Below are 9791 nucleotides of genomic sequence, written 5' to 3'. Positions count from 1 at the left end.
TTGATAGGCGTTAAGTGGAAGTCCTGAGAGGGATGAAGCTGAGGCGTACTAATAGACCGAGGGCTTGACCTCTATTTCTACATGGTGATCGTGATGACTTAATTTCTCTGCAGTCTTCAGGGTTTTTTACCCTTATTTTTTTTTGTAGTGTCAAAACACCCAGTGGCACCACTGGGATACTATCCCTTTATCGCTTGTTAAACGCCCCGGTTGCTAATATATTTACCGCGTCACTGCAGCTCGAAAATAGCTCTATCCCTGCAACCACATTTAAACAAAAGCTCCTGACGGGATGACAAGAATAGTCCAAAGCTTGATAAAATCAAGGACATAGCCCTCAAACCTCTCTGAGAGAATGGGAGCTTATTGCGTCTAATTTTCATCAATTCCGCAATAGTTGCATGGCAAAGCTCCCTCCCTACTCCCTCCGCTTCGCGGCGCCCACGATTGACCGTATAATCCAATTCAAAAGCTACTATGATGGCGTTGCGCTCGCATCGAATCAGTAAGGCGACCGATGTATTTCTGAATTCCCATAAGCTTGAGCTTGTGTCCTTGTAAAATCGCACAACTATAAGCTAAAGCTATTAAGAATATTAAAGTTTTATAATATTAAAGTTTTGAGGCGGTCGTCACAAAGGTAACTTTTTTCAAGATTATAGCCGACTGTTTGACAGTCCTTAAACATTGCTTCGATACCACTGCGACATTTAAACGCTGTTACAGCTTGTTTCAATGTGCCGATATTGGTGAGTAAATACCAGCCTTCATCTTCGCCAGTATTTCGATATTTTCGTTGCCCATAACCAGCGACATCAAAACAGCCCAATCCTTGCTGCTGATTTTAACTCCTGTCAAATAAAAGCTCGTACCTGCTACTAAACCACACTCACTCAACCGCTTAAATTCCTCTCCTTCTTCTTGAATATAGCGTCCCTGTTTTACTCTCAAAACAAACCTTATGTTCTTTTCACACAGCCCACTTGCCAGCTTAACGCTCGCAAATTCAGGCCTCTCCTAAAAGGACCATTTTATAATTTTTTAGCAGACCAAGAATGGGGCAGATTAAGCTTTGTTGTTCTCGGAGGTTGCTACAGCCACAGCGAAGGCAATATCTGCTAGTACAACGGTAAAGCTCTCTTGTCCCCAATCAGGCTAATCATCAACAGATTTTTATCTCGCCACCCCGTTCTATCAATGGCGACCTTCAACTCTTGTTTCTTTCTGGGGGGGTGACAAAGAGGTCTACGAGATAGACTGTATAAGGGTTGCGGCCCGCATACCTTGTTGATAAAAGCGGCGTTTATTGGGAGTTAACTTCATTAACTGTTCTACCTCGTCAGAATATTGTTCGAGATAATTGACCCACTTTTCTCCATCTAAACCAACACAAAATGTACTCCGTCTTCGATATCTTTTTTTAGGTTCTTTGCGACGAGATACATATTTTTGTACCTGCTTTTTTTTCTGTTCAGTGCCTTGAAATATTGCTGAACTGTACGCAAGTGTCATGAGCAAAATCATGTTAATAAGTCGGTCTCTTTTTAACCCTCTTTTGTCACTCTACGCAGAGGAAAAGTGTAAATAAGGGATATTGAGGTTTTGAAAAATTGAAGGAGTTAAATTATTGACAAGCATTTGAAGTTTAAAAAAGCCCTCGGATAACTTAGGAACAGTAAAAACTTATAGCCAAGGTTTAATAAAGTTAAATAGTACAAATGGTTGAAGTATTAAACGGAGGTTGTTAAGAATATTCTGACACCCCTTTCCTTGATCCCACCCTGGATGTGATGAAAAATTAGATTCAGATTGTGGTGGTAATTTTAGCAGTTGTTCAGAGTGGAGGCTAACCATCAAATAAGCGCTAAAAATAATTTCCCACCATTTTTCTATTTGTGGATAATTAGTTAAGCGAAAATCGGCCCATCCTAATTCGTTTTTACTTTGCTTCAAACCATATTCTACCCAAGTTCTTAAACCATAAAAATTACCTACTTCTCTGGGTGTAATGTTGGGAAATTTACTCATTACATACCAAGTAGTGTTTTTGGGCAGCTCCTCTTTATCAGTTGTGATTTGCCAATATTTAATTTCCGGATTATCACCACAAATAATCTCTCTTATATATCTGTCTTCCGAGCTTAAATCTGAGAAGACACGTTTGAATCTTTGCCACTTTGAATATTTGACTTTCGCGTCTGTAACTCCCCATGCTTTGTGGTTAGAGCGAATTGCCACAATAAAATTTAGATTCAATTCCTCTAGTATTTGAATAAAGTTTTTACTACTCTCTCCGTATAAACTATCTGCTAGGACAAGATTAAATTTAAATCCCATCGCACGCAATTGTTTGATCATTTTCGCGGCAATTTCAGGTTTAGTTAGATATTCATCTCCTGGTTGCAGTCTTTCTCTCGGTTTATAAACTTCAAATAATAGAGGAAAAGTCAGACCCGATCAAACACCATACGCTGTAACTGCAACGATACCATTATCTGTTTTACCTAAATTTCCAATGTACTGCCGTTTTACATAATCAGTCGCATTCCCCTTTTTTTTATCTCCGGTCTCATCAATTATTAGTACTATTGGACGCCCTTGAAGTACATATAATATTAATTCTAATCGTTGCTGACTTAATTCTTTTACATCCCAAGGTGATTGTGTTAAAAAATGGTGTAATGCTTGATGATTATCTAGCCCTATAACTTTCGCTATTGATGGTAGTGTTTTGCGTTTTATGTCCGATATCATACCGACATGTAAGTAATTAAAAGCTTCAAAGCTCCTAACTTCTGGAAATATGTTTTGGTAAATTTGACAGTATTCATCTATAAAGTTGACTGTGGGTACTGGTTTACGAGGCTCTACCATAGGACTGGCAATGCTTTTGGGGTGTGTTACTGCTTATACTACCACGAGAGTGACAAAAGAGGGTTAAGCTGGTTCCTTCAAGCTCGTGTAAGGATTCAGGTCAAAAAAAACTTCAGTGGCGGCATCTGGTAAAATAAACGGATGAAAAAGCCCGCACCCACGAGAGAGCAGAAAAAAACCGAAATCGAGCAGTTGAGCCAAGCTGAACTGGTAGAAATGGTACTGGGGCTGCAAAAAATTATTGCACAATTGCAAGAAAAACTAGCGATTGCTACGGGCAAAAGTCGAACCACCAGTCAGACTTCATCCAAACCCCCATCAACGGATCTACTCCAAAAACCAGAGAAACCAATAGTCAAACCAGAAGCAGACCCAAAAAAGAAACCAGGCGGACAACCGGGTCATCAGGGGAAAACCCGCAAAGGGTTTGGACGAGTAGACAGAACTGAAATTAGCTCACCCGACATCTGTCTCAATTGTGGCAGTAAAGAATTAAGTGAAGTAATTAACATCCACAGACAGCAAGTAGCAAGTCTAGTAGCAAAACCAATTGAAGTCGTCGAATATCAGACACAATCGTGTAAATGCCTAGAATGTGGTGCAGTAGTCAGAGGAGAACCACCCCGCTTGAATAGTTCCAGGGCAAGATTTGAGCGTTAATCTCCAAGCACTATTAGTCTGGTTGGGGAATTATGGACATCTTTCCTACGCCAAGCTGACGCTCATTGTTGTGGGAACTCGGCAGAATAGAAGTGGGAGTAGGAACACTCCAAAAAACCAATCAACGAGTAGCAGCAGCAGTCAAACCAGCGCTCAAAGCACTGTGGGAATGGGCACCTCTTCAATCAAATGTTCACGTAGATGAAACGCCGTGGTGTGTCATGGGGGTTAAAGAATGGTTATGGACAGCTAGTGGAGAAGGATTCTGTTTATTTCATGCGGCAGATACCAGGGGGCGGGTGGAATTGGAAACCATGCTGGGCACAGAATTTGCGGGAGTCTTAAGCTCAGATGATTTCAGCGTTTATAATGGCGGGAACATCGCAGCCCAACAGAAGTGTCTGGCCCATTTACGGCGGCATTTCAAGAAAGTGCTGGAACTTCCTGGCAACAATAATGCAGCAGTCGCTAAGCGTATTTCTGTCATTAATAGATGAAGCTTTTATCGCCCATGAGTCCTGGCGAAAGACGAAGGCTCGACTCACCTACGACTTCTGGGCTCAGGATTTCACAATACGATTGAATCAAGCTTTGACCACTTGGTTGGGCCAAGTTGGTTATCCTGCAGGTCTGTTACTAAAATCCTTACGGGATAAGGCAGAACAATGGTAGTATTTTCTCAATGACCCCTCGGTTCCTCCAGATAATAATTTAGCAGAACGTTCTCTACGGCTAGCTGTAACGAAACGGAAAGTTTCTGGCAGCTCTCGTTCGATGAAACGATTTGAGGAAACGGCTAATCTGCTGAGTGTGATTCAAACCTGTCGTTTTCAAGCTCGTTCAGTAATGGCTTTTTTCCGTGAGGCTATTTCTGCCCAATATGAGTGACTACTTTCCTATGCCTGACCTCATTCCCTTCTTTCAGACCTGAATCCTTACCTCTAAAAATTCTTCTAACCATTGTTGCTTGCTGAGTCCATAATTTTCGATGTCTTCCCACCCGTGGGCACCGGCAATCGTAGCTAAAATGGTAATTACAAGAATGTCTTTTAGTAAGTGTGGTTTGGTTCGGTCTACTCTTGGGTCTGGTAGATCGTCAAAATAAGTTGATAAGCTTATTTGTAAGTCTTGCATGGAGATGGGTTGAGACCGCTCGATCGTCGGCGATGGTTTGGGTTCATTCACAACACGCTTGAATCCTTTCTCCATTGTTTTTTCCTCACCATTCGTGACTGATATGAAGCAGTATTATAGGACGCATTTGACATCTTTAAGGCTGCAGGTCGATCGCCCGTTGTGACTCGATCGCCCATTGTAACTCGCTCTAGCGCTACGACCATCACTTACACTGGAAAAGGGCGATCGTCACCAGATATTCAATGGATTCTCAAGAACCGCTATTGACTGGATACTCGTTCATATCTTGCCCTTAAAGTCAAGTACAATTTATACAAAATTAGATGAGCTTACCCTGAAACCAAAGCTTTTCAATCTTGAGCAGAGGTAGCTTGAGAAATCGTTGAAGAGAACCTCGTCGGCTCTCAAACATGATTGGGTATGGCATCTATTTCGCCAATAACTCAATACTCACTTGTTTATGGGTTGGGAAGCAGAAAAACTAAAATAGTCAGAGTCAAGTATTCGGCGTTTTTGAGCTGCTGTTGGAAACAAATTTGGTATGATTGAGGTAACATTTTTTACTGATGGGGCTTCTTAAGAATACTGACCCCATCTTTTTTTACCAAAAATCAGTCATAACCCCGTCATCTGTATTGGTTGATATATTTTACCATAAGCTCAGGAGAGCCAGAAACGTTATATATTTCTGTGTCTCGGACTGATATAAAAAAATAAAATTGAAAGTTTTGGTTTTGTTTCTCAACCTAACCTACACTATTAATAATTTGTGTAAGGGGAATGTTTATTACCAATTCTCATTATTCACGACACGGAAGTTAGTGAGATACGGATAGCTGTTGTTTTCCTGATTCCTTCTTCTTTCTTGCTTCTTCCTTCTTCTTTCAACGTCCCAATTCCTCGTTACTAATTCCCAAATGACTCGCTTAGCCACAACAATAGAAGCCATACTTTACTTAAAAGGTCAGCCAGTGTCGATCGCAGAAATTGCCGAGATTGCCAAGTGCGATCGAGCAGAAGCCGAAGACGCCATCATCGAACTCATGTCTGACTCGTCCCACCGCGACAGTGCATTAGAAGTCGTCGAAACCCCCACTGGATACAGCCTGCAACTCAGAGAAGAGTTTGCCAGTTTAATGCAAACTTTAATACCTCCAGAATTAGGTGTGGGAGCTTTGCGGACGCTAGCTGCGATCGCCCTCAAAGGCGGCATCGCTCAGCCAGATTTAGTTAACTTGCGAGGTTCAGGAGCTTACCAGCAAGTGCAGGAACTGGTAGAAATGGGTTTCGTCCGCAAACGGCGGCCGACTGAAGGGCGGTCGTATTGGTTACAAGTTACCGAGAAATTTCATCGGTACTTTCAAGTAGACCAACTGCCAAAACAATTGCAAATTGACTTTCAGGCAAATTTGTACCCAAGCAATGACGAGTAGTTTGAAGTAGAATGTAACCAGCCAGAAATTAAGAATCGCCAAATGGTTTTTCACCCTGACTTTGACACATCCAATGCCCAACAAACCGCAGTCAATCCACTGCTGAAGTACCTCCAACACCAATCCCCGGAGGTTCTAGCCCGCGTCGCCAAGTCCGTCAGCCCCGACATCAGAGAAATAATCTCTCATAACGTTCAAGGACTTGTCGGCATTTTGCCTTCAGAAAATTTTAACGTCGAAATTACCACCGATCGCGAAAACTTAGCAGGTTTGCTAGCTTCAGCGATGATGACAGGCTATTTTTTGAGGCAAATGGAGCAAAGGATGCACCTAGAAGAAAATTTAGCAAGCACCAGCTCGATTAAACCAAACTCACCCAAAGACAAGTAAAAAAATCAACGGGTTGGGGAAGCAAGAAAGATGAAAGTTGTTCAGAAAAATCCATAATCCTGAATCATGGAGGCACAGGGAATTAAGAAACCGGGCTGTTAACCGGCAATCCCTCGCGCTACACCGAGGCTTTTGGTGAAAAAACCCGGTTACTGCTTCCAGGACTATAAAGCATCAGATTCATCTTCCATCCTCCACCCTGGCAATTAATACCAATTTCAAAAAAGAATGCAACTGTCGATAAGCTCCAAATCCTTATGCAGTAAGTCATTCTTAATTCTTTAATCGAAAATCGAAAATGGTATTACCCACCGGCGGAGCTACCCGATAGGGGAAAAGCACCCGGACGTACTTTAATATTCTGAACTTGACCCAAACGGTTAATTTCCAGTTCGAGTTCTTTGCCCACAACCGTGTTTTCCACCCGTTCTTGCACGTCACCGGGAGTGTTAACCGCAATTCCGTCAACTTTTTGAATGACATCTCCGGGACGCAAGTCTGCTTTTTGAGCGGGGGAATTTTCCACGACTCGCGCCACGGCTACACCTTGATCCAGGGTAATTTTATTATTATTATCGAGCTGTTTGTTGAGTTCTGCCTTGGTGGCTGCAGTCAAGCTGACCATTTGAATGCCGAGATAGGGATGTTCGGCTCTACCTTTGGCGAATAGCTGATCGGAAACTCGTTTGGCGGTTTCGATCGGAATTGCAAATCCCAAGCCCTGAGCGTCAGCGCGAATAGCGGTATTGATGCCAATAACTTCGCCTTGGTCATTGAGCAGGGGGCCACCAGAATTGCCGGGGTTGATGGCGGCGTCGGTTTGGATGAAGCGGACTCGCTTGTCGGGGATGCCGACTTGGGAACTCGATCGACCCGTAGCGCTGATAATGCCCACAGTCACGGTATTGTCGAGACCTAAAGGATTGCCGATCGCGATCGCCCACTGTCCCGGTACAATATTGTCCGATCGACCCAAAGCCACCTGCGGCAGTTCCTTAGCATTAATCTTAACCACAGCCACATCCGTCAGCGGATCGACTCCCTGCACCTTACCCTCAAACTCGCGGCCGTCTTTGAGAGTCACCTTGACAGTATCAGTCCCGGAGACAACGTGAGCATTAGTAACGATGCGGCCGTCAGAAGTGAGAATAAACCCGGAACCCGTACCTCTCTTGGTTCGTTCTTCCGGCTGCGGCAAATTCTCCCCAAAAAACCGACGAAACAAAGGATTTTTGAATGCTTCGGGCACTTGATTCGCCACCTTGCTGGAGGCGTCAATCCGCACTACAGCCGGGCCGACTTTTTCGGCTGCTTCAGCAATAAAATTGGGATTGCTGCGATCGACTGCCCGATTTTCCTGAACTGAAGGAGAGGGATAGGGGGGGATTTGCTGGCGTACTACTGGCAAAACCAATCCGGTTTCCAGATTGTTTGAGCCTTGCAGATAGCGATTTCCCAACCATCCCATACCTCCGCCGATTGACAGCAGAGTCACATAAAGGGTCGCTTGCTTAAAAGATAAACTCATTTAATAACTCCCGCTAAATACCTCATCCCCGCAGACAGGTTCCTAATCAAGCTTTTTTGTCTTGGCGACGGGAAGGAAGCGGGGCGGGGCGTACCGCTTCCTCAAGAACATAGCTGTTAACAGGCAGGCGCCCATCGGCATCACAGGCAATTTTGCCGGATTTGCCAAGAGCGAATCAAACTAATAATTCTCATCCTAACTTGGCTTAGCCTGGGATTTACAGTCTGGGGGGTGGCTAGAGCTTGTAAATATGCAATTTTACAGGATTTTAAAATTGTCAACTGTCCGAAATGAATACTTTTTTATGTACATAATGACTTTGAAACGCTTATTTCCGCTGATTTTTGCATTAATTTGGTCGATCGCACCCGTTGAGAAAACGGCGGCAAATACCGAGATCCCACCTGCAAATCTTCCTTTAGGTACACCTGTAGAAAACCCCGACCCGGCCCGCGATTGCCCGAGTCCGGCTATGTCTCGGTTGCGCCGCCACACTGTGGCCCAGGGCGAAACAATAGAAAGCATCGCGCTGCAGTACAATGTGATTCCTGGGGCGCTGATCGGGATAAATCCGATGTTGCGGGGCGGTGGAGTATCTGCTGGAAGTGCGATCGTCATTCCTCCGTACAGTGGCATGGAGGTAGAAGTGCCTGCGGGCTGGAATTGGCAAAAACTGGCAGAATCTTACAAAGTGCGCGCAGATTTGCTATTTGAGGCGAATGGGTGCAGGCCTTTGGGGAAAACGGTGTTTGTGCCAGCGGTGAATAGGTTGATCGGGCCTTCTATCAATCCCGATGCAACGCCATCGGTGCAAGGATTTCCGCTGCCCGCCCCTGCAGTGGAAGCTTTGCGTTACGGGCGGCAATTGCATCCGGCGCGGCGCGAATTTTTTTTCCACAGCGGCGTAGATTTTTTGGCGTCGGAGGGTACGCAGGTTTTGGCGGCGGGCGAGGGGACTGTCGCTTTTGCCGGGCCGCAGGGGGATTACGGGAATTTAGTGGTGGTGAACCATGAAGCGGGGAAGCAAACGCGCTACGCTCATTTGAAAGATATTGCGGTAAAAGTCGGTCAAAAAGTGCAGTCTGGAGAAGTTTTGGGAACTGTGGGGACGACGGGAAAACGGGACATTCGGCCATCTCATTTGCATTTTGAAGTTCGGTACAATTCCGGTTTGGGTTGGGTTGCTGAAGACCCGCTGCTTTATTTGCAAGCGACTATTAAAAAATAGGATTGTTAGTGTGCTGGGGGGGGTGACAACCCGCCCCAAATCCAGACTGGGTAAGGATTGAGCTGTGTTGTGGTAAAAAAAGATAGGCAGCAGAATTGTTACACGATTGCCTATCGCAAAAAATATGTTACCAACCTTTTACCAGACTCACTTACAAAAACAACTGACGCAAAGCCCGTTTATTTTACTCACAATCTTTTTGAACCTGATAGAATCCGAGACACAAGTAACGTTCGCACTAATCGGGTTTCCATTAATCACTTATTGGTGAACAACTTATTGCTCGATCGCACATTTCTCTCAAAGTCGATCGGCCATAAACCAAAAATCCGATCGCACATTTCTCTCAAATTCGATCGCCCTGAAACAGACTGAAAATTTGTCTGCTTTGTGACACAGCCCGCCGGGGGTTGAAACCCCCGTCTCATAGAAGACAGTCGGTTGAAACTGACATCTTGCAGCAATATCAATAAGGAATGAGAATTAAATAACTTCCACAAGTTTGTGGGATGGGCGTCCCGCCCGTCCAAAAAGGACGGGC

7 protein-coding genes and 3 pseudogenes are annotated in these 9791 nt (G+C 44.4%); 4 read left to right on the top strand and 6 right to left on the bottom strand.

The features are described from left to right. Positions 1–732: 732 nt before the first annotated feature. The 3 genes and pseudogenes from QUB24_RS32395 to QUB24_RS32385 form a co-directional block, all read right to left on the bottom strand. On the bottom strand, positions 733–951 hold the full coding sequence (locus tag QUB24_RS32395) for a hypothetical protein (protein WP_333157632.1): 219 nt from the start codon (positions 949–951) through the stop codon (positions 733–735). Between the two features lie 294 nt (positions 952–1245). Continuing rightward, positions 1246–1512 carry a hypothetical protein gene (locus QUB24_RS32390; protein ID WP_333157631.1) on the bottom strand — a complete coding sequence of 89 codons (267 nt, stop codon included), beginning with the start codon at positions 1510–1512 and terminating at the stop codon, positions 1246–1248. A 51-nt stretch (positions 1513–1563) separates the two neighbouring features. Beyond that, positions 1564–2874 (bottom strand): annotated as a pseudogene (locus QUB24_RS32385) (IS701 family transposase). 141 nt (positions 2875–3015) lie between these two features. Here QUB24_RS32385 and tnpC point away from each other — a divergent pair. Beyond that, positions 3016–4422, top strand: a pseudogene (tnpC, locus tag QUB24_RS32380) (IS66 family transposase). Between the two features lie 48 nt (positions 4423–4470). Here tnpC and QUB24_RS32375 read toward each other — a convergent pair. Continuing rightward, positions 4471–4668 (bottom strand): annotated as a pseudogene (locus QUB24_RS32375) (transposase family protein); the annotation flags it as partial. Positions 4669–5588: 920 nt separating this feature from the next. Between QUB24_RS32375 and scpB the strand changes: the two are divergent. Together scpB and QUB24_RS32365 are read left to right on the top strand one after the other, a co-directional pair. Continuing rightward, positions 5589–6104 carry an SMC-Scp complex subunit ScpB gene (gene scpB / locus QUB24_RS32370; RefSeq protein ID WP_333109076.1) on the top strand — a complete coding sequence of 172 codons (516 nt, stop codon included), beginning with the start codon at positions 5589–5591 and terminating at the stop codon, positions 6102–6104. Positions 6105–6146: 42 nt separating this feature from the next. Then, complete coding sequence (locus tag QUB24_RS32365) at positions 6147–6494, top strand: DUF760 domain-containing protein (protein ID WP_333157629.1); 348 nt, start codon at positions 6147–6149, stop codon at positions 6492–6494. A 304-nt stretch (positions 6495–6798) separates the two neighbouring features. Here QUB24_RS32365 and QUB24_RS32360 read toward each other — a convergent pair whose 3' ends face one another. Beyond that, on the bottom strand, positions 6799–8022 hold the full coding sequence (locus tag QUB24_RS32360) for an HhoA/HhoB/HtrA family serine endopeptidase (protein WP_333157628.1): 1224 nt from the start codon (positions 8020–8022) through the stop codon (positions 6799–6801). 304 nt (positions 8023–8326) lie between these two features. On the opposite strand from QUB24_RS32360, the gene QUB24_RS32355 reads away from it, so the two are divergent. Next, positions 8327–9250 carry a M23 family metallopeptidase gene (locus QUB24_RS32355; RefSeq protein ID WP_333157627.1) on the top strand — a complete coding sequence of 308 codons (924 nt, stop codon included), beginning with the start codon at positions 8327–8329 and terminating at the stop codon, positions 9248–9250. Positions 9251–9507: 257 nt separating this feature from the next. Here QUB24_RS32355 and QUB24_RS32350 read toward each other — a convergent pair. After that, positions 9508–9791 (bottom strand): hypothetical protein (locus tag QUB24_RS32350; protein ID WP_333157626.1); only part of this gene is annotated, 284 nt, incomplete at its 5' end.

The organism is Microcoleus sp. B9-D4 (assembly GCF_036705105.1).
Lineage (GTDB): Bacteria > Cyanobacteriota > Cyanobacteriia > Cyanobacteriales > Microcoleaceae > Microcoleus.
Note: the sequence above shows the minus strand (reverse complement) of the source record. Positions and strands in the feature narration are given on the sequence as shown.